Origin of the sequence: Streptomyces sp. NPDC001604 (assembly GCF_042893475.1) — a bacterium.
Lineage (GTDB): Bacteria > Actinomycetota > Actinomycetes > Streptomycetales > Streptomycetaceae > Streptomyces.
In genome coordinates, this window is the sequence record NZ_JBIAUY010000026.1 from 127,396 (window position 1) to 145,314 (window position 17,919).

General features: G+C 69.9%; 20 protein-coding genes. 9 read left to right on the forward strand and 11 right to left on the reverse strand.

Annotated elements, in window-relative coordinates:
- Window positions 1-47: 47 nt before the first annotated feature.
- Entirely contained in the window at window positions 48-968 is a 921-nt protein-coding gene (locus ACFY1E_RS44040; protein ID WP_389087181.1) for an aminoglycoside phosphotransferase family protein, read from the reverse strand.
- Between ACFY1E_RS44040 and ACFY1E_RS44045 the strand changes: the two genes are divergently transcribed.
- Complete coding sequence (locus ACFY1E_RS44045; protein WP_389087184.1) at window positions 967-1,638, forward strand: rhomboid-like protein; 672 nt, start codon at window positions 967-969, stop codon at window positions 1,636-1,638. The two genes, ACFY1E_RS44040 and ACFY1E_RS44045, sit on opposite strands and share 2 nt — an antisense overlap.
- Window positions 1,639-1,648: 10 nt before the next feature.
- On the forward strand, window positions 1,649-3,055 hold the full coding sequence (locus ACFY1E_RS44050) for an NAD(P)/FAD-dependent oxidoreductase (protein WP_389087186.1): 1,407 nt from the start codon (window positions 1,649-1,651) through the stop codon (window positions 3,053-3,055).
- 62 nt (window positions 3,056-3,117) lie between these two features.
- Here the strand turns inward: ACFY1E_RS44050 and ACFY1E_RS44055 are convergent, their stop codons facing one another.
- Together ACFY1E_RS44055 and ACFY1E_RS44060 are read right to left on the reverse strand one after the other, a co-directional pair.
- Window positions 3,118-4,620 carry an MFS transporter gene (locus ACFY1E_RS44055; protein WP_389087188.1) on the reverse strand — a complete coding sequence of 501 codons (1,503 nt, stop codon included), beginning with the start codon at window positions 4,618-4,620 and terminating at the stop codon, window positions 3,118-3,120.
- A 56-nt stretch (window positions 4,621-4,676) separates the two neighbouring features.
- Window positions 4,677-5,657 (reverse strand): zinc-binding dehydrogenase, encoded by a 981-nt coding sequence (locus ACFY1E_RS44060; protein ID WP_389087191.1) that lies wholly within the window; start codon window positions 5,655-5,657, stop codon window positions 4,677-4,679.
- Between the two features lie 233 nt (window positions 5,658-5,890).
- Between ACFY1E_RS44060 and ACFY1E_RS44065 the strand changes: the two genes are divergently transcribed.
- Complete coding sequence (locus ACFY1E_RS44065) at window positions 5,891-6,586, forward strand: pentapeptide repeat-containing protein (protein ID WP_389087193.1); 696 nt, start codon at window positions 5,891-5,893, stop codon at window positions 6,584-6,586.
- 100 nt (window positions 6,587-6,686) lie between these two features.
- On the opposite strand, the gene ACFY1E_RS44070 is transcribed toward ACFY1E_RS44065, so the two are convergent.
- A complete protein-coding gene (locus ACFY1E_RS44070) occupies window positions 6,687-7,187 on the reverse strand; it encodes a hypothetical protein (RefSeq protein WP_389087196.1) in 501 nt (166 codons plus the stop codon).
- Window positions 7,188-7,194: 7 nt separating this feature from the next.
- Here ACFY1E_RS44070 and ACFY1E_RS44075 point away from each other — a divergent pair, with 7 nt between their 5' ends.
- Window positions 7,195-8,664, forward strand: coding sequence for a M1 family metallopeptidase (locus tag ACFY1E_RS44075; RefSeq protein WP_389087227.1), 1,470 nt, complete (start codon window positions 7,195-7,197; stop codon window positions 8,662-8,664).
- A 37-nt stretch (window positions 8,665-8,701) separates the two neighbouring features.
- Here the strand turns inward: ACFY1E_RS44075 and ACFY1E_RS44080 are convergent, their stop codons facing one another.
- The 3 genes from ACFY1E_RS44080 to ACFY1E_RS44090 all read right to left on the reverse strand — a co-directional run bounded on the left by ACFY1E_RS44080 (window position 8,702) and on the right by ACFY1E_RS44090 (window position 11,586).
- Window positions 8,702-10,249: a M4 family metallopeptidase gene (locus tag ACFY1E_RS44080; protein WP_389087230.1), complete on the reverse strand. Its 1,548-nt coding sequence runs from the start codon at window positions 10,247-10,249 to the stop codon at window positions 8,702-8,704.
- Between the two features lie 315 nt (window positions 10,250-10,564).
- On the reverse strand, window positions 10,565-11,032 hold the full coding sequence (locus tag ACFY1E_RS44085) for a hypothetical protein (protein WP_389087198.1): 468 nt from the start codon (window positions 11,030-11,032) through the stop codon (window positions 10,565-10,567).
- Window positions 11,033-11,061: 29 nt separating this feature from the next.
- A complete protein-coding gene (locus tag ACFY1E_RS44090) occupies window positions 11,062-11,586 on the reverse strand; it encodes a GNAT family N-acetyltransferase (protein ID WP_389087201.1) in 525 nt (174 codons plus the stop codon).
- Between the two features lie 81 nt (window positions 11,587-11,667).
- Here ACFY1E_RS44090 and ACFY1E_RS44095 point away from each other — a divergent pair, with 81 nt between their 5' ends.
- On the forward strand, window positions 11,668-12,114 hold the full coding sequence (locus tag ACFY1E_RS44095) for a hypothetical protein (RefSeq protein ID WP_389087203.1): 447 nt from the start codon (window positions 11,668-11,670) through the stop codon (window positions 12,112-12,114).
- Here the strand turns inward: ACFY1E_RS44095 and ACFY1E_RS44100 are convergent.
- From ACFY1E_RS44100 to ACFY1E_RS44110, 3 genes are all read right to left on the reverse strand, one after another.
- Window positions 12,093-12,695, reverse strand: coding sequence for a Uma2 family endonuclease (locus ACFY1E_RS44100; protein WP_389087206.1), 603 nt, complete (start codon window positions 12,693-12,695; stop codon window positions 12,093-12,095). The genes ACFY1E_RS44095 and ACFY1E_RS44100 overlap by 22 nt on opposite strands.
- Before the next feature lie 49 nt (window positions 12,696-12,744).
- Entirely contained in the window at window positions 12,745-13,668 is a 924-nt protein-coding gene (locus tag ACFY1E_RS44105) for a helix-turn-helix domain-containing protein (RefSeq protein ID WP_389087208.1), read from the reverse strand.
- Window positions 13,669-13,870: 202 nt separating this feature from the next.
- Window positions 13,871-14,347 (reverse strand): ATP-binding protein, encoded by a 477-nt coding sequence (locus tag ACFY1E_RS44110; protein WP_389087210.1) that lies wholly within the window; start codon window positions 14,345-14,347, stop codon window positions 13,871-13,873.
- A gap of 156 nt (window positions 14,348-14,503) precedes the next feature.
- On the opposite strand from ACFY1E_RS44110, the gene ACFY1E_RS44115 reads away from it, so the two are divergent.
- A complete protein-coding gene (locus ACFY1E_RS44115) occupies window positions 14,504-15,379 on the forward strand; it encodes a helix-turn-helix transcriptional regulator (RefSeq protein WP_389087212.1) in 876 nt (291 codons plus the stop codon).
- The gene (locus tag ACFY1E_RS44120; protein ID WP_389087215.1) at window positions 15,376-15,582 is read left to right on the forward strand and encodes a DUF397 domain-containing protein; all 207 of its coding nucleotides are present in this window, start codon (window positions 15,376-15,378) and stop codon (window positions 15,580-15,582) included. The genes ACFY1E_RS44115 and ACFY1E_RS44120 overlap by 4 nt, the downstream gene beginning before the upstream one ends.
- Window positions 15,583-15,642: 60 nt before the next feature.
- Here ACFY1E_RS44120 and ACFY1E_RS44125 read toward each other — a convergent pair whose 3' ends face one another.
- On the reverse strand, window positions 15,643-16,218 hold the full coding sequence (locus ACFY1E_RS44125; protein ID WP_351480735.1) for a TerD family protein: 576 nt from the start codon (window positions 16,216-16,218) through the stop codon (window positions 15,643-15,645).
- Between the two features lie 184 nt (window positions 16,219-16,402).
- On the opposite strand from ACFY1E_RS44125, the gene arfB reads away from it, so the two are divergent.
- Window positions 16,403-16,840 (forward strand): alternative ribosome rescue aminoacyl-tRNA hydrolase ArfB, encoded by a 438-nt coding sequence (arfB, locus tag ACFY1E_RS44130; RefSeq protein WP_389087217.1) that lies wholly within the window; start codon window positions 16,403-16,405, stop codon window positions 16,838-16,840.
- Between the two features lie 107 nt (window positions 16,841-16,947).
- Entirely contained in the window at window positions 16,948-17,823 is an 876-nt protein-coding gene (locus ACFY1E_RS44135; RefSeq protein ID WP_389087220.1) for a sigma-70 family RNA polymerase sigma factor, read from the forward strand.
- Window positions 17,824-17,919 lie beyond the last annotated feature (96 nt).

Here is a 17,919-nt window from a genome sequence, read left to right on the forward strand (position 1 = left end):
CCCGGCCGGGGGCGCCGGGGCCCCATGTCGACCCAGCCCCGCGCCGCTCAAGGGGCGCTGGTCAGACGCCGGGCGATTTCCAGGTGGGCCGGTAGGGGCGGGCGGCCCTCCTCGATCTGCCAGACCGAGTTCTGGAGCACGCGGCCCAGGGTCCACGCGCGTGCCCGGCCCCGGTCCAGTCCGAGGGCGTCCGTCATGGCGTCGAAGCGCCACCGCACCTCGTCCGCGTCGAAGCGGTTCCACAGCGTGGGGAAGAGGTCGAAGCCGGGGTCGCCCGCGAGTGGCTTGGGGTCGATGGCGAGCCATGGGGCGCGGTCGGAGCCGAGCACGTTCTCGAAATGCAGGTCCCAGTGGAGGAGCCGGTCGCCGGGGTCGTCGGCGACCTCGCGCACCGCCGCCGCGCAGTCCTCGAGCAGTCGCCGCACGTCCGCCCGTGGGAGATGGGGCAGTGCCGCCGAGGTCCGTTCCAGCAGTGCGGTCGCGAGGTCGCCGAGGTGCCGCAGCCCGGTCGGGGCGGGAGCCGAGGTCAGCCGGGCCAGCAGACGGGCGACGACCATTGTCGCCTCGCGTGCGTCCGGCAGGTCGGCCAACCGCTGTGCCGGATCGAGCCGTTCGAGCAGCAGGGTGCCCGTCCCCGCGTCGGACTCCAGGAGCCGGACGGCCCCCTCGCCGTCCCAGGCCCGCAGGGCAACCGGCTCTCCGGCGGTCTCGTCGTCGAGGTCCTGGAGCTTGAGCACGGCTGATGACCCGTCGGCCCGCAGCACCGGCAGGACCAGCGCGCACCGGCCGTGCATCGAGGGACCGTCCAGTCGCAGCCGCCAGAGGTCCAGGAACCGCTCGGCCCGTTCCGGAAGCCCCGCGATGAAGGCGCGTCCCGCCTCCCCGCCGTATTCCTCGTGCCGGGCGATCAGCTCAGCCGGAATGTCGATCACCCTTGCGACGATACTTACGTGCGTGAATCGCCTCATGCGAATTGACCGGGGGCTCGGGCAGCGGGTGTGGGCCTACGTCTGCAGCGCGCCGGGCACGTATCTGTGGCTGGCCGTCCTGTTCGTCACCACCGTTGCGTTGCACCACATGTCGCCGCACTTCGAGCAGGAGTTCCTGCGGCAGCGGTCCACGAACATCCATGAGCTGTCGAACAACCCCGGGCGGGTGCTCCTGCAGAGCGCGATGTGGATCGACGGCGGCGACTGGTTTCCGTATGAGTTCCTCTACGTCGCCTTCCAGTACACCGTCTTCCATGCGCAGGCCGAGCGCTGGCTGGGGACGCTGCGGTGGCTGATGGTCTGCGTGGCCGCGCATGTGCTGGCGACGCTGATCAGCGAGGGAGCCCTGCTGAGGGCGGTGCACGACGGGGTGGTGAAGCACTCTGCCGTCAACACCCTTGATATCGGGGTGAGTTACGCCCTCGCGGGGGTGGTGGGGGTGCTGGCCTACCGGATCGTGGCGCCCTGGCGGTATCTGTATCTGGCGGGGGTGTTCTTCGTGTACGGGGAACCGCTCGCGGACTCGCCGACCTTCACCGACCTCGGGCACTTTGTGTCGGTGCTGATCGGGCTCGCCTGTTATCCGCTGGTCCTCGGACGGGGGCCGGCGTGGGATCCGAGGGAGACAGTTTCCGCCCTGAGGGGTTAGCTTTCCGGCCATGAGCAGCTCGGTGAGCAGTGTCGTGAACGGCGGTATCTCCCACTGGTACGCGGACGACGGTTTCCCGGCGGTGCGGGAGCCGCTCGGCGGTGACGCGTCCGCCGACGTCGTGATCGTCGGGGGCGGGTACACGGGACTGTGGACCGCGTACTACCTGAAGAAGGCGGCGCCCTTCCTCCGGATCACCGTCCTGGAGCAGAAGTTCTGCGGGTACGGGGCCTCCGGGCGCAACGGCGGCTGGCTGTACAACGGGATCGCCGGGCGCGACCGGTACGCGAAGCTGCACGGGCGCGAGGCCGCCGTACGGCTGCAGAAGGCCATGAACGAGACCGTGGACGAGGTCGTCCGGGCGGCGCACGAGGAAGGCATCGAGGCCGACATCCACAAGGGCGGGGTGCTCGAAGTCGCGACCACACCCGCCCAGTTGGCGCGGCTCAAGGCCTTTCACGAGCTGGAGCTGTCGTACGGGGAGAAGGACCGTGAGCTGTACGGCGCCGGGGAGACCGCCGAGCGGATCCGGGTCGCGGACGCGGTCGGGTCGAGCTGGACCCCGCACGGGGCGCGGCTGCACCCGGTGAAGCTGGTGAAGGGGCTGGCGGCCGCCGTGGAGGCGCTCGGGGTGACGATTCACGAGCTGACGCCGGTGGCGGAGATCCGGCCGAAGCATGCGGTGACGCCGTACGGGACGGTCCGGGCGCCGTACATCCTGCGCTGCACGGAGGGGTTCACCGCGAGCCTGAAGGGGCAGCGGCGCACCTGGCTGCCCATGAACTCCTCGATGATCGCGACCGAGCCGCTCACCGACCGGCAGTGGGAGTCGGTGGGGTGGGACGGGCTGGAGACGCTCGGGGACATGGCGCACGCGTACATGTACGCGCAGCGGACCGCCGACGGGCGGATCGCGCTCGGCGGGCGCGGAGTGCCGTACCGCTTCGGGTCGAGGACCGACAACGACGGGCGGACGCAGGCGGAGACGGTCGAGGCGCTGCGGGAGATCCTGGTGCGGTTCTTTCCCTCGCTGGCGGGGGTGGGGATCGAGCACGCCTGGTCGGGGGTGCTCGGGGTGCCGCGGGACTGGTGCGCGACGGTGACCCTGGACCGGTCGACGGGGCTCGGCTGGGCGGGCGGCTATGTCGGGTCGGGCGTGGCGACGACGAATCTCGCGGCGCGGACGCTCAGGGATCTGGTGCAGTTCGACTCCGGGCAGGGCGGCCGGACGGAGCTGACCGATCTGCCGTGGGTCGGGCACAAGGTGCGCAAGTGGGAGCCGGAGCCCTTGCGGTGGCTCGGGGTGCAGGGGATGTACGCCACCTACCGGGCCGCCGACCGGCGGGAACGCACCACGTACAGCGCGGAGTCCTCGAAGCTGGCGCAGTTCGCCGATCGGGTGGCCGGGCGGCACTGACGAGAAGGGGAGGGGCCCGCGGTCCGTGCGGCCCCTCCCCGTTCCTGTGCCCCCCGTGCCCCCTAGGCGACCGGCTCCGGCACCGGCCTCTCGGCCGCTGCCCCGTGCTTGGGGGCCTTCGCCGTCACCATCAGGCCCGCGACCAGGCCGGCCAGCAGCATGATCCCGGCGGCCCACCAGATGGCGACCGTGTAGCCGTGGACGACGCCCTCCTTGGCGATCAGGGCCTTCTGCGCGGGATTGTGGAGGTGGGCGGCGATGTACGCCGTACTGCTGGTGGTCGCGATGGTGTTCAGCAGCGCCGTACCGATCGAACCGCCCACCTGCTGCGAGGTGTTGACGGTCGCCGAGGTCACACCGGAGTCGTGCGGGGCGACGCCCGCGGTCGCGGTGGCGAAGACCGGCATGAAGGTCAGGCCCATGCCGAGACCCATCAGGATCAGACCGGGCATGACCTCCGTCGCGTACGACGAGTGCGTGGTCATCCGGGTCAGGAGCATCATGCCGCCGGACGCGAGGACCATGCCGGGGACCATCAGCATCCGGGGCGCCACGTGCTGCAGCAGCCGGGCGGAGATCTGCGTGGAGCCGGTGATGATCGCGGCGGTCAGCGGCAGATAGGCCAGACCGGTCTTCACCGGCGAGTAGTCGAGCACCACCTGCAGGTAATAGGTCATGAACAGGAACAGCCCGAACATGCCGATCACGGCGAGCATCATCGTCAGGAAGCAGCCCGCACGGTTGCGGTCCTTGACGATGTGCAGCGGAAGCAGGGGCATCGGGGCCCGGTTCTGCCACCACACGAAGGCGACGAGGAGTGCGACGCCGACCGCGAACAGCGCCAGTACCAGGGGGTCGGTCCAGCCCCTCGGCTCGGCCTCGCTGAAGCCGTAGACGATGGCGACCAGCCCGCCGCAGCCCAGCACCGCACCCGGCACGTCGAGGCGGGCGTCCTTGCGGCCGGGGCGGTCGTGCAGCAGCGCCAAGGCACCGAAGACGGCGACGATCGCGATGGGCACGTTGACGTACAGGCACCAGCGCCAGTCCAGGTACTCGGTGAGCAGACCGCCGACGATGAAGCCGATCGCCGATCCGCTGCCGGCCAGGGCGCCGTAGATGCCGAAGGCCTTTCCGCGTTCCTTGGGATCGGTGAAGGTCGTGGTGAGCAGGGACAGCGCGGAGGGCGCGAGGACGGCGGCGAAGGCTCCCTGCAGCGCGCGGGCGCCGAAGAGCATGCCGGGACCGGTGGCGGCGCCGCCGAGCGCGGACGCGGCGGCGAAGCCGATCAGCCCGAAGACGAACGTCCGCTTGCGGCCCACCAGGTCCGCGATGCGCCCGCCGAGCAGGAGCAGACCGCCGAAGGCCAGCGTGTAGGCCGTGATCACCCACTGGCGGTTGCCGTCGGACATGCCCAGGTCGCGCTGTGCGGAGGGGAGCGCGATGTTCACGATGGTCGCGTCGAGGACGACCATGAGCTGCGCGAGCGCGATGACCACCAGGCCCCACCAGCGGCGGGGGTCGGCGTCCACGGGAGGGGCGGCTTCGCCTGTACGGGTGACGCTCACCCGGTCAGAAGACCATGAATCGGTATGTATCGCATCTGCGGATGCCTTGTGCCTGGTCATGGCTCCAGTACCACCTTTCCGGTCGTTCCGCGCGTCTCGAGCGCACGGTGCGCGGCTGCCGCCTCGGCGAGCGGGAAGCGCTGCACGGCGGGGGTCAGCCTGCCCGCGGCCGCTTCGGCGAGAGCGCGCAGTTCCAGGGTCTGTACGGGGTTGGGGCCGCTGGCCTCCCGCATCATCACGGGGCCCAGGACCCGTTCGGAGACGCCGTCCAGGAGATAGGGCTCGCCGCCCCGGATGCCCGCGGCCGACCAGCCGAAGACGAGGTGTCTGCCGCCGGGGCCGAGCATCTGTGTGCAGTGGCGGGCGACCTCGCCGCCCACGCCGTCGAGGACGACGGTGGCGGTGCGTCCGCCCAGGTGGGCGCGGACCTTGTCCGGCCATCCCGGTTCCCTGTAGTCGACGGCGAGGTCGGCGCCGTTGGCCGCCACGCGCGCCGTCTTCTCCGGGCCGCCCGCCAGGCCGACGACGGTGGCGCCGGCGTTCTTCGCGTACTGCACGAGCAGGGTGCCGATGCCGCCCGCGGCCGCCGGGATCACGGCCACGGCGTCCGGGCCGAGCTCCGCGAACTGCACGATCCCCATCGCCGTACGCCCTGTTCCGATCATGGCGACGGCCGCGGCGAAGTCCAGGTTCACGGGGATCTCGTGCACGCGGTCGACGTCGGTGACGGCCAGCTCGGCGTAGCCGCCGGGGGCGAACCCGAGGTGGGCGACCACGCGCTTGCCGAGCCAGAGCGCGGCGACGCCCTCGCCCAGCGACTCGACGACTCCGGCGACCTCGCGGCCTGGGACGGTGGGCAGCCGGATCGGCTCGGGCAGCGGCCCCTGCTCGCCCTCCCGGAGGGCGGTGTCGAGCAGGTGCACTCCCGCCGCCGCTACGGCGACACGGACCTGGCCCGGACCCGGCCGGGGGTCCGCCACCTCCTCGTAGCGGAGGTTCTCGGCGGGACCGAAGGCATGGAGCCGGATGGCGTGCATGGTGAAATCCCCCATCGATTGCTTGTCAGGACCCCAGCCGCTTGTCAGGACCCCAGCTGCTTGTCAGGACTTCAGCCTTCAACCTCAAGCTTGCTTGAGGTCAAGGGAGCCGGGTCTGCCTCGTTTCCGGTCCGCCCTTGCGTGCATACGACGGATGAGACCCCCGGAATGTGACATCGCTGGCGTTCTGCCTGGTCAGGCCCGTTGTCAGTGGCGGAGTGCACCATGGGGGCATGGCGCGGAGAGAGGCGGGCGGGATGGGCGGTTCCAGCGGTACGGCGGTGAAGGGGGCCCGGCGGCCGGAGGTGCGGCTGCCTGCGCTGGAGCCGTTCGAGGGCGGGGAGTTGGAGCCGGACGGGGACTACGACGGGCTGGAGTTCCGGGAGGCGGACCTCGCGGGGCAGGACGGCGGGGGCGCCCGCTTCATGGACTGCGCGCTGACGGGGTGCGCGCTGGACGAGACGGGGCTGCAGCACGCCCGGATCCTCGACTCGGTCCTGACGGGGCCGCGCGGGGTCGGCACGAACCTCGCCGAGGCCACCCTGCGCGACGTCGAGGTGGTCGACGCCCGCCTCGGCGGGGTGCAGTTGCACGGGGCGGTCCTGGAGCGGGTGGTGATCCGCGGCGGCAAGATCGACTACCTGAACCTGCGCGCGGCGAGACTCAAGGACGTCGTCTTCGAGAGCTGCGTGCTGGTGGAGCCGGACTTCGGGGGCGCCCGGCTGGAGCGCGTGGAGTTCGTGGACTGCGTCCTGAAGGAGGCGGACCTCACCGCGGCGACCCTGAAGGACGTGGACCTGAGAGCGGCGGCGGAGCTGGGCATCGCGCGGGGGGTGGACCGGCTGGCGGGGGCTGTGATCAACCTGGGGCAACTGATGGATCTGGCACCGGTGTTGGCGGCGGAGATGGGGATTCGGGTGGAGGGGTGAAAGGGGGGCTTCAGGCGGCGGCACATCTCAAGGCCGGTCGGCAACCTTCAGCCCGTCATGGGGGTCTGGGGGCGGCAGCCCCCAGGACGGTCACGTCGACTCACGGCAACCGGGGAAACCGGGCCTGCAGGCTCCAGATCGCCGGGTTCTCCCCAAGGTCCTCATGGAGGTCGACCAGGTCGGCAATCAGATCGTGCAGAAAGTCCCGCGCCTCCCGCCGCAGCTCAGCGTGGGAGAAGCTGAGCGGCGGCTCCTCCGCCGGCATCCAGTCGGCCTCCACGTCCACCCACCCGAAGCGCCGCTCGAAGAGCATCCGGTCGGTCGACTCGGTGAAGTCGAGCTCGGCGCGCTGCGGCCGCGACGCGCGGGAGCCCGCCGGATCCCGGTCGATGCGCTCCACGATGTCGCACAGCGCCCACGCGAAGTCGAGCACCGGCACCCATCCCCAGGCTGTGGACAGTTCCCGGTCCGCCTTGGTGTCGGCGAGGTAGACGTCGCCGCAGAACAGGTCGTGCCGCAGGGCATGGACGTCCGCGCGGCGGTAGTCCGTCTGCGGGGGATCGGGGAAACGGTTGGAGAGGGCATAGCCGATGTCGAGCACGTACGAGATGGTGTCACGCCGCCATAGGATCACCGGCGTGCCCAGACCCGTACCCGTGGCCACCACGGCCCTCCGCGCCCCCGTCGTCCGCCGGGCCCCCGCAGTTCTCTGCGCCCTCGCCGCGCTCCTGGCCCCGGCCGTGACGGCGTGCGACGGCGGTGTCCACGGCACGCCCGGCGGCTCCGGCCTGCATGACCCGTACTTCCCGAAGGCGGGCAACGGCGGATACGACGTCGGCCACTACGACCTGAAACTCGCCTACGACCCCGCCCACGGGCACCGCCTCACCGGCACCGCGACCATCACCGCCCGCGCCACCCAGAACCTCTCCGCCTTCGATCTCGACCTCAAGGGGCTGCACGTCGACGAGGTCACCGTGGAGGGCAGACGCGCTCGCTGGAACCGCACCGGGCAGGAGCTCACCGTCCGCCCGCAGGACGACCTCCGTGCCAAGGAGACCTTCCGCGTCACCGTCCGCTACTCCGGCAGCCCGGTGACCATCACCGACCCCGACGAGTCCGAGGAGGGCTGGCTGCGCACCGCCGACGGCGCGCTCGCGCTCGGCGAGCCCACCGGCTCCATGGCGTGGTTCCCGGGCAACAACCACCCCTCCGACAAGGCGTCGTACGACATCGCCGTCACGGTGCCGAAGGGCCTGCAGGCCGTGTCGAACGGGGAGCTGACGGGCGAGACGAGCAGCGGGGACCGTACGACCTACACCTGGCACACCGCCGAACCGATGGCGACCTACCTCGCCACCCTCGCCATCGGCCACTACGACATCAGCCGGTACACCATCGGCAGCAAGCACCTGCCCGTGTACGTCGCCGTCGACCCGACCGAGGCGGACGCGAGCCGGAAGGTGCTCGCGCAGCTCCCCGAGATCATCGAGTGGGAGGAGACCAACTTCGGGCCGTACCCCTTCTCCTCCACCGGAGCGGTCGTCGACCGCCCGGACGACGCCGGGTACGCCCTGGAGACCCAGAACCGGCCCGTCTTCCCCGGCGCCCCCGACACCGGGACCCTCGTCCATGAACTGGCCCACCAGTGGTACGGCGACTCCGTCACCCCGAAGAGCTGGCGGGACATGTGGCTCAACGAGGGCTTCGCGACGTACGCGGAGTGGCTGTGGGACGAGGACCACGGCGGCGACACCTGCCAGGAGACCTTCGAGTCCCGCTACGACGACGGCGACAAGGACATCTGGGCCTTCCCACCGGCCGAGCCCAGCGATGCGGCGCACATCTCCGACAGCCCCGTCTACGAGCGTGGCGCGATGGTCCTGCACAAGATCCGGCAGACCGTCGGCGACGACACCTTCTACGACATCATCCAGGGCTGGGCCGCCGCCCACCGCCACGGCAACGCGGACACCGGCGACTTCACTGCGTACGTCGAGAAGAAGGCACCGGACAAGGACTTCAAGGAGATCTGGAAGGACTGGCTGTACGGGGAGGGAAAGCCGGACCACCTGTGACGGGTGGTCCGGCAGTTCAAGCCCCGGTGCGCGGACGTCAGTTGACGTTGACGGCCTTCCAGGCCGCGGCCACCGCGCTGTACTCCGCGCTGCCCGCGCCGTACAGGTCGCTCGCCGCCTGGAGGGTGGCGGTGCGGGCGCCCGCGTAGTTGGTCGAGGAGGTGAAGTACGTGGTCAGGGCCCTGTACCAGATCTGGTCGGCCTTGGCGCGGCCGATGCCGGTGACCGTCGAGCCGTCGTACGTGGGGGAGTTGTAGGAGACCCCGTTGATGGTCTTCGCGCCGCTGCCCTCGCTCAGCAGGTAGAAGAAGTGGTTCGCGACGCCCGAGGAGTTGTGCACGTCGAGGCGGCCGACGTTGCGCGACCAGTAGTCGGCCGAGCTGCCGTCCTTGCTGGGCTTGTCCATGTAGCGCAGCGGGCTGCCGTCGCCGTTGATGTCGATCTTCTCGCCGATGAGGTAGTCACCGGGGTCGGAGGAGTTGTTCGCGAAGAACTCCACCGAGGTGCCGAAGATATCGGAGGTGGCCTCGTTGAGCCCGCCGGACTCCCGGCTGTACTTGAGGCCGGCCGTGGCCGCGGTCAGCCCGTGGCTCATCTCGTGGCCGGCCACGTCGAGCGAGGTCAGCGGGTGGGTGTTGCCCGAACCGTCCCCGTACGTCATGCAGAAGCAGCTGTCGTTCCAGAAGGCATTGACGTACGCGTTGCCGTAGTGGACTCGGGAGTAGGCGGCCTTGCCGTCACCCGCGATGCCGTTGCGGTTGAAGGCCGACTTGTAGAAGTCCCAGGTGACGGCGGCGCCGTAGGCGGCGTCGACAGCGGCGGTCTGGCGGTTGGCCGGGGTGCCGTCGCCCCAGGTGTCATCGGCGTCGTGGAAGAGGGTGCCGGTGCCGGACGTACCGCCGTTCAGGTCGTACGTCTTGTGGCCGCCGCGGCCGCCGTCGATCAGGTCGTAGCCGCCGGAGGCGGAGGCCGTGGTGCCGAGGGCGACCGTGCCGCTGTACTCGCTGGTGCCCGTGCCGGTGTCGACGGCCTGGTACTCGTAGATCTTCTTGCCGGTGGTGGCGTCCGTGATGACGTGCAGCTCGCTCGGGGTGCCGTCGTGCTGCAGGCCCTTGACCACGGACTCGTAGGCGAGGACGGGCTTGGCCCCGGCAGCCCAGACGACCTTGCGGGCGGTGGCCGTCGAGGCCTTGATCCCGGCGAGGGCGGACTTCTTCGCGGCGGCGGCCGATATGGAGGCGTCCGTCGACGCCACGGATATCCGCGCCTTGGTCGCCTTCGAGACACCCTTCAGCGCGCCGCTCCTGGCCACGTGGGTGACCAGGTCGCCGCCGAGGACGGGGAGGCCGGCGTAGGTGCGCTGGTAGCGGGTGTGGACGGTGCCGTCGGCGTCCTTGACGACGTCCTGGACGACGAGCTTCTCCTGCGCGCCGAGCCCGAGTTCCCGGGCGGTCGAACCGGCCGCCTCCTGGGCGGACTTGATGGCGGCGGCGCGGGCCGAGGCGCTGAGGGGAAGGGCGGTGGCACCGCTGCCGTGGTCGGGGGCCGCGGTGGCGGCGCCGTTCTGCAGGGCGAGCACGACCATCGCCGCGGAGCCGATGAGGGCGGCGGTGCGGAGTGCGGTCTTGCGGGAGGTGCGGGTGGCGCGGGACTGCTGTCTCACTCGGTCTCCTTCGGGCCGGCCTCATGGTGGAGGCACAGACGTGACATAGACGTGGCACAGGTGGGGCACAGAGTTGCGGCGAGCGAGGAGAGGGTGACACCCGAAACGGCCTGTTTGACAGGCCGCCGTCAAGACTTTACGTGTTTGTATCCGAAAGCCGTTGCTGGGGATCCGCTATGCGGACGGGTGAGGTCGGGTCAACTCCATGTTCTGTCAGCGCAGTTGAGTGGCAGATCGTCACACCCGCCGCTCGAGATCGGCCCGCATCGCAGCCCGCGCCGCCCAGACCGCCTGGCCGTGCTTGAGTCGTTGCTCCTGGAACTCGTGGGAGTCGAGGGCAGGCGTACCCGCGGCGAAGATCTCCTGCAGTTCCCGCAGAGTGCCGTAGACGTCCTCCAGGACGTCCGCCATCTCCTGCGGCGCGCAGATCAGGGCCGATTCGCGGACCTCGTCGCAGCCCGAGGTGCGGAACGCCTCCCGTATGGCTGTGTCGAGGGTGTCCTGTCCCTGGTGTGCGAGTGCGGTTGCGTGCATGGCTTCGTACGCCAGCCGGTACTTCGTCAGGCAGGTCACGTAGATGTCCCTGCGATCCTGACGGCTGCGCTCCGTCGCGTCGCGGCGCCAGCGTGCGCGGTCTGCGAGCAGGGTTGAGCCGACGCCGATGAGCGCGCCGAGTCCGGTGCCGGCCAAGGTCGTCCAGTCCACCTCGGCATAGTGCATGGGCAGGGTGCGGCTCAGGCGGGCGGGGTGTGGAGGTTTTTCCGCAGTACCGCGCAGGGGCGGCCGAGTTGGCGGTCGAGGCGGTGGTCGATCAGCTCGTAGCCGAGGGTGGTCCAGAAGGCGAGGGCCTTGGGGTTGTTGTCGAGTACGGCGAGGCGTACGGCGTCCCGGCCGGCCGTCCGGAAGCCTTCCTCGACGAGCGTGGCGAGTCGGCGCCCGTAACCGCGACCGTGCACGTCCGCGTCCACCATCAGCAGGCCGATCCAGGGGTCGGGGTCGGCCGGGTCGGGGTGATGGGCAAGGGTGATTGCGAGGCCGACCAGGCGTCCTTCGCTGCGGGCGAGCAGCACGTCGACATCCGGGTTCACGAACTCATCGGCCAGTGCGGTCGCTACCTGTTCCGGCCGGATGTCGTCGGGGTCGGGGAAGTCGCCGCTGAGGGCGTGGAACTCGCGGTTGGAGGCGTAGAGGGCCGTGAGCTCCGTGAGCAGCTCGGCGGGGAGGGCGCCGTCTTTCGGGGTGAGCTGTTCGAGGAGCATGGGGCGACAGTATCCGCAGCATGCGCTGACCTTTGGGAAGATTTCCCGGTAGCCACACCACGATTCCGGGGACGGAAGACGATGACGACACCGCCGCAGCCGCCGTACGGCCATCAGCCCCAGTACGGCCGGCAGCCACCGCCCCCGCCACCGCATCCACCTGCCGCGGCACCGGCTCAGGCCGGCTTCGGGCCGCCTCCACCGCAGTACGCCGCCCCGAATCCGCAGCCCCAACCGCCTGCGCAGGGGCCGGAGTTCATGGCCGTCGACGTCCACAACTCGGTCGTGGTCGACGTCGCGGGCGTCGCCTTCGAGGATCACGGTGCGGCCATCGAGTTCTCCTGGCAGGAGATCGGCAGCATCCACTACAAGGCGAGCCCGAACGGCAAGGCGCTGATGGTGGCGGTGGTGCTGCCGAGCGGCCAGTTCTACGAGTGCGTGGTGCAGGCAAAGCCGAGGGCGCAGCTGGGGGAGTGGTTTGCCCAGCTGGCGGCGGTGTTGGGGTACTACCGGCCGATGGGCTGGTAGCGAGGCAGGTCGTCCGTGGAGATCGTCCAGTCGCCGATGGTGACGTCCTCGCCGTAGACGAAGTCCTTGCGGGTGGCGTAACGGGGGCCGTCGGGGGTGGGGTGGATGTCGGTGAGGACGGCGCCGGTGCCGGTGCGGGGGTCGAAGATCGCGTAGATCGGGATGCCGATCAGGGGGTAGTCGCGGAGCTTGGTGACCCAGTCGTTGTCGGGGTTGGAGTGGGAGACGATTTCGATGGCGGCGATCAGCGTACGAGGGTCGAAGGCCCCTTCTCCCTCCATGTCCGCCTCAGCGATCACCATGATGTCGGGGCGGCGCATGATGCCTTCTGGCTCCATCTCCACATCCGGTTCGCCCGTGTGAGCCACGATCTCCTCAGGCATCACCTTCTCCAGGCGTTTCCGGAGACGTAGTGCGGTGAGTTCGTGTGGCCGGACAGGCGACATCATGTCGAGGACGATCCCTTCCTTGGTGATCTCGAACCTGCCGGGGAGGGTCCCGTCCGTGGATTCCACGAAGTCACGCATGGCCCGGTAGAGGTGAGAGGCGCCCTGCTGAGCGTTGTCCGGCGCGATGCTCATGGCGCTCGCTCCTCGTCTGTGCCCGGCGGCAAGGATCGTCACGTCCATGCTAGGCGGCCTCCTGGAGATCGGATCGGCAGTCGCGGCAGTGCCCGGAGGAAGGCGCGCGGAAGGCGCGGTCGCAGCTGTTGCAGTTCTGGAGCGGGTGGCGGTCGGCAGACAGTGGGGCCGGGGCCCGGAACGGTGGCGGGGGCGGCAGCTGGGCGGCCAGCCGGTGGGCCAGGAGGGCGGCCGGGCGGCGTAGGCCCTCGGGTGGGAGGTCGCTGGTCAGGGCGTGGCGTACGGCTGCGGGGCTGACGTCGCGTTCCAGCCAGGCTGCGACGCCTGGGGTGAGGTGGGCCGTGTCCCGGGTCGAGAGGAGCAGGCGGGGGTCGGCGTTGCGCAGGCCGGTGAGGAGGTCGGTGGCTGTCTGGAGGAGCGTGGGGGCGGGGTACGCCGGATGCGGTACGGCGGGGAGGGGGCGGGCGGGGCGCTTCTTGGGGAGCGGGGTGCCGTGTGCGGTTGGGGGCTCGGGTGTAGGGGCCGGGCATGGGCGGGCGGCTGCGGGTGCCTGGGCTGCGTGGTCGGCCCGGTGAGCGCGGCGCGGCTTCGGCTGGTTGCACGAGATCGTGCGTGTGACGATACGGCCGCCGGTGATGCGTTTGCGTTCGCGGCGCAGGTAGCCGTGGGCCTCCAGTTCGCGCAGGGCGGCGGCGATGCGGGTCGGGCCCTCGGGGAAGCGGGCGGCCAGCGTCTTGATGTCGGCGGAAGCGCCCCTCGGTAGCGACTGGATGTGGCAGGCCAGGCCGATGGCGAGGAGGGAGAGTTCCGCGTGCTGGGTGAGGTGGTTGCCGATCACCGTGAAGCGGGTGGTGTGGCGGGTGTGGTCGTGGATCAGACCGCCGCCGGTTTCGGGATCCCGCCGGTTCGGGTGGTTGTTGGCTGCAACGCGGGACTGGGCGTGCGGGCGCACGCTAGGGTTTTCGGTGTCCATCAGGAAGGTCCGATCTTCCTCGGTGGTCAGGCCCCCGCACTGGGATTGCAGTCCCGGCGGGGGCCGTTGCATGTCTGCGGTTGTGTTGCGCTGAGCGTAGGGCAGGCAACCGGGCCGAAATCCAGCTGAGTTGATGATGTTCACCCGCGAGGGTGAGCGTGCGACGTGGGCGGGAGGGGTGGGGTTTGGTGGGGGTCCTTTCTCATCTCCTCGTTCCTTGGAGAAGGTCGCCCGGCCCACCGGAGCACGGCTCCACCGGCGCAGGGTCCGCCGTGCTTCGGTGGACGCGGACCTCCGCCCACACCGTCTTGCGCGGTGGCAGCCCCGGTGCCACGCCCCACTTGTCGGCTAGAGCGTCCACCAGCACGAGTCCGCGGCCCGACTCGGCATCGAGTGCGGGGAGTTGGGTGCGCGGCTCACGCTCACCCCGGGTGTCCGTGACCTCGATGCGCAACGTGTCGCCGACCACGTAGAGCGTGAGGCGGAAGTCGCGTCCCGGTACGCGGCCGTGCGTGGCCGCGTTCGCCGCCAGCTCCGCCACGATGTGTGTCGCCGGGGCCAACGGGAGCCCCCAGGAGCGGAGTTGTTCCGTGGCCAGCAGTCGGGCCAGACGGGCTCCGCGTGGTGTGGGGGAGAGCTGGACGCTGAAGTTCCGGATGGCGGCGGTTTCTTGATTCACGTCACTCAGCGTGGCGACCTGCGCTTACTGTGAACAGTGACTACACCGATGCGTACGGTGACTGTCCGGAGCTTGTCCGGTGGTGTCCGGGCTGTCGGGGCGGGGCTACGGGTACGGGCGCGCGGTAGAGCCAAGTACGACGGAGGGGCACGCGGGATGTCGGTGGACGCGGAGGCGGGGCGGCTCAAGACCGAGGCGGACGAGCCGGGTTGGGAGGTGGATCCGGACGACGAGTGGGGAGTCGCGGTCATCGCGACGGTTGGGCGGCAGCTGAAGCTGCGGCGGGAGGCGGTGGGGATGCGTGCCGCCGAGTTCGGTGAGGCCGTCGGGTACGGCGAGGACCTGGTGTACAAGATCGAGGGCGGGAAGCGGATCCCTCGGCAGGAGTACCTGTACAAGGCCGACGAGGTGTTGAGGGCGGACGGGCTCATCGCGGCGACATGGGAGGACGTGAGGAAGGTCCGGTACCCGAAGAGGGTGCGGGAACTGGGCAAGTTGGAGGCGATGGCGGTCGAGATCGGTGTCTACGAGTGCAACAGCGTCCACGGGCTGCTGCAGATGCCGGCCCATGCGCGGGCCCTCTTCGAGGCAGCGCAGCCACCGTACTCACAAGATGATGTGGAACGCATGGTGGCTGCGCGGGTGGCCCGGCAGTCCGTCTTCGAGCGGGATCCGGCTCCATCCCTCCACTTCGTGCTCGAAGAGGCGGTGGTTCGCCGACCGGTCGGGGGCACAATGGTGTGGCGACAGCAGCTCGAACGTCTGCTGGAGGTGGGGAGGTTGCGCCACGTCACGCTTCAGGTCATGCCGACGAGCAGCGATGCCCACCCGGGCGTCGACGGCAAGATCGAGCTGTTGAAGTTCCCGGACGGTACGGCTGTGGGGCGCTCGGACGGTGCCTTCAACGGCCGACCGATCACCGATCCGAAACACCTGCGCATTCTTGAACTGCGCTATGGCACCATCCGGGCGCAGGCTCTCCCGCCCCGAGAGTCACAGGCCTTCATCGAGCAACTGCTGGGAGAAACATGATCCGCAAGACCGCTGCAGGGGACGTCTCCGAACTGGTGTGGTTCAAGAGCAGCTACAGCAGCGGCACCGATGGCAACTCCTGCGTCGAGATCGCGGTAGCCCCCGGCACAATCCACATCCGCGACTCCAAGAACACCGCCGGCCCCCGGCTGGCCTTCGCCCCCACTACGTGGGCGAACTTCGTGCCGCTGGTGAAGGACTGAACGCCGGAGCCCCCGGCCGCAGCAAACCGCAGCCAGGGGCTCCGCTCAGCGCAGCGTCCCTCAGACGTTCACGCCGAAGTCCTGCGCGATGCCCACCAGACCAGAGGCGTAGCCCTGGCCCACCGCGCGGAACTTCCACTCCGCGCCGTTGCGGTAGAGCTCGCCGAAGACCATGGCCGTCTCCGTGGCCGCGTCCTCCGAGAGGTCGTAGCGGGCGATCTCCGCGCCGCCGGCCTGGTTGATGATGCGGATGTAGGCGTTGCGGACCTGGCCGAAGTTCTGCGAGCGGTTCTCCGCGTCGTAGATGGAGACCGGGAAGACGATCTTGTCGATGTCGGCCGGGAGGCCCGCCAGGTTGACGTTGATCGCCTCGTCGTCGCCCTCGCCCTCGCCGGTGCGGTTGTCACCGGTGTGGACGATGGTGTTGTCCGGGGTCTGCTTGTTGTTGAAGAAGACGAAGTGGGCGTCAGAGAAGACCTTGCCCTGCGCGTTGACCGCGATCGCGGAGGCGTCGAGGTCGAAGTCCGTGCCCGTGGTGGTGCGGACGTCCCAGCCGAGGCCCACGGTGACGGCGGTCAGGCCCGGAGCCTCCTTGGTGAGCGAGACGTTGCCACCCTTGGACAGGCTTACAGCCATGGTTGGGAGTCCTTTCCCTCGTTTACGTACGGCGGTGCGGCCGGTACGGGTCGTACGGGCATGAAGCTACAGCTACCCCTACCAACGCCAAGAGGGGCCTCGAAGGTTCCATGTGTCTTTACTTTCTTTACCGAACACGGAGTGAACGTTATTCGCGTGACGTGTGCCGGTCAGCTGCGGGACCATGGACGGCATGTCCGGTCCCTACCTCATCCGCGGCTCCGTCTCGCTCCCCGAGGCCGAGCTCATGTGGCGTTTCTCGCGGTCGTCGGGGCCCGGCGGACAGCACGTCAACACCAGTGACTCGCAGGTGGAGCTCCGCTTCGACCTGGCGAAGACCGAAGCCCTGCCCGAGGTGTGGAAGGCGCGGGCGCTGGAGCGGCTGGCCGGCCGGCTCGTCGACGGGGTTGTGGTCGTACGTGCCTCCGAGCACCGGTCGCAGTGGCGCAACCGCGAGACCGCCGCCGTACGGCTCGCCTCCCTCCTCGCCGAGGCCACCGCGCCGCCGCCCAAGCCGCGCCGGCCGACCCGTATTCCGCGCGGGATCAATGAGCGCCGGTTGCGGGAGAAGAAGCAGCGTTCCGATACGAAGCGGGGGCGGTCCGGGAGGGACTGGTCGTAAGGCGGCCAGGGGCGCGGAAAGCATTCGTAGAACGTCCTTTGTCACATCCCCCGCGTCCGGTCCGTCAAGTAAGAGACTTGGCGGACCGGAGTGCGGGAGCTGTGACGATGAACGAGAGCGAATTTCCGTCGGACGGCGAATTCCTCGCCCGGCGGTTCGAATCACACCGGAGTCATCTGCGGGCCGTCGCCTACCGAATGCTCGGTTCCGGCGCCGAGGCTGATGACGCGGTACAGGAGGCGTGGTTTCGGCTGAGTCGTACCGATGCCCGGCAGGTGGACAACCTGGGTGGCTGGCTCACGACCGTCGTCGGGCGGGTCTGTCTGGACATGCTGCGCTCTCGCAAATCGCGGGCGGAGGAGCCGTTGGAGAGCGGGACGACCAACGCGCGCGTGGCGGCCGTTTCCGGTGGCGCCGACCCCGAGCAGGACGCGCTGCTCGCCGATTCCGTGGGCGTCGCGCTGCTCGTCGTGCTCGAGACGTTGACGCCTGCCGAGCGGCTGGCGTTCGTGCTGCACGACCTGTTCGCGGTGTCGTACGAGGAAGTTGCGGAGATCGTGGGGCGGAGCCCGGAGGCGGCGCGGCAGTTGGCCAGTCGGGCGCGGCGGCGGGTGCGGGGGGCTGAGGCGCACGATGCCGACCGGGTGCGGCAGCGGGAGGTTGTGAACGCGTTTCTGGCGGCCGCGCGGGAGGGTGACTTCGACGCCCTGGTGGAGTTGCTCGACCCGGACGTCGTCGCGCGCACCGATGTCGGTGTGACCACGGGGGCGGCGGCGGTCGCCAAGGGGGCGTCCAGTTTCCGGCACTTCGGGGCCGTGTCGCGGGCCGCGCTGGTCGACGGTGTCACGGGGCTTGCCGTGTTCATCGATGGGCGGCTGGACCGGACGCTGGCCTTCACGTTCGTGCGGGATCGGATCGCGGTCATCGACATCGTGCTGGACGCTGCGCGCGTGGCGGAGCAGGACGTCACCCTCGTGGACTAGGTGTACCCGGTCATGACTTTGGTGACAGTCGGGTGATCGGTGGCTGGCCGCCGAGCGCAGTGTGTCGGCGGCCAGTGTTGTAGAAGTGCAGCCAGG

Excerpts from the sequence above, each read along its gene's own strand:
- ACFY1E_RS44075 (WP_389087227.1), top strand. The coding sequence starts at position 7,195 with ATGGTGTCACGCCGCCATAGGATCACCGGCGTGCCCAGACCCGTACCC.
- ACFY1E_RS44095 (WP_389087203.1), top strand. The coding sequence starts at position 11,668 with ATGACGACACCGCCGCAGCCGCCGTACGGCCATCAGCCCCAGTACGGC.
- ACFY1E_RS44125 (WP_351480735.1), bottom strand. The coding sequence starts at position 16,218 with ATGGCTGTAAGCCTGTCCAAGGGTGGCAACGTCTCGCTCACCAAGGAG.
- ACFY1E_RS44135 (WP_389087220.1), top strand. The coding sequence starts at position 16,948 with ATGAACGAGAGCGAATTTCCGTCGGACGGCGAATTCCTCGCCCGGCGG.
- ACFY1E_RS44050 (WP_389087186.1), top strand. The coding sequence starts at position 1,649 with ATGAGCAGCTCGGTGAGCAGTGTCGTGAACGGCGGTATCTCCCACTGG.
- ACFY1E_RS44120 (WP_389087215.1), top strand. The coding sequence starts at position 15,376 with ATGATCCGCAAGACCGCTGCAGGGGACGTCTCCGAACTGGTGTGGTTC.
- ACFY1E_RS44040 (WP_389087181.1), bottom strand. The coding sequence starts at position 968 with ATGAGGCGATTCACGCACGTAAGTATCGTCGCAAGGGTGATCGACATT.
- ACFY1E_RS44080 (WP_389087230.1), bottom strand. The coding sequence starts at position 10,249 with ATGGTCGTGCTCGCCCTGCAGAACGGCGCCGCCACCGCGGCCCCCGAC.
- ACFY1E_RS44090 (WP_389087201.1), bottom strand. The coding sequence starts at position 11,586 with ATGCTCCTCGAACAGCTCACCCCGAAAGACGGCGCCCTCCCCGCCGAG.
- ACFY1E_RS44065 (WP_389087193.1), top strand. The coding sequence starts at position 5,891 with ATGGCGCGGAGAGAGGCGGGCGGGATGGGCGGTTCCAGCGGTACGGCG.
- ACFY1E_RS44105 (WP_389087208.1), bottom strand. The coding sequence starts at position 13,668 with ATGGACACCGAAAACCCTAGCGTGCGCCCGCACGCCCAGTCCCGCGTT.
- ACFY1E_RS44060 (WP_389087191.1), bottom strand. The coding sequence starts at position 5,657 with ATGCACGCCATCCGGCTCCATGCCTTCGGTCCCGCCGAGAACCTCCGC.
- arfB (WP_389087217.1), top strand. The coding sequence starts at position 16,403 with ATGGACGGCATGTCCGGTCCCTACCTCATCCGCGGCTCCGTCTCGCTC.
- ACFY1E_RS44115 (WP_389087212.1), top strand. The coding sequence starts at position 14,504 with ATGTCGGTGGACGCGGAGGCGGGGCGGCTCAAGACCGAGGCGGACGAG.
- ACFY1E_RS44045 (WP_389087184.1), top strand. The coding sequence starts at position 967 with ATGCGAATTGACCGGGGGCTCGGGCAGCGGGTGTGGGCCTACGTCTGC.
- ACFY1E_RS44100 (WP_389087206.1), bottom strand. The coding sequence starts at position 12,695 with ATGAGCATCGCGCCGGACAACGCTCAGCAGGGCGCCTCTCACCTCTAC.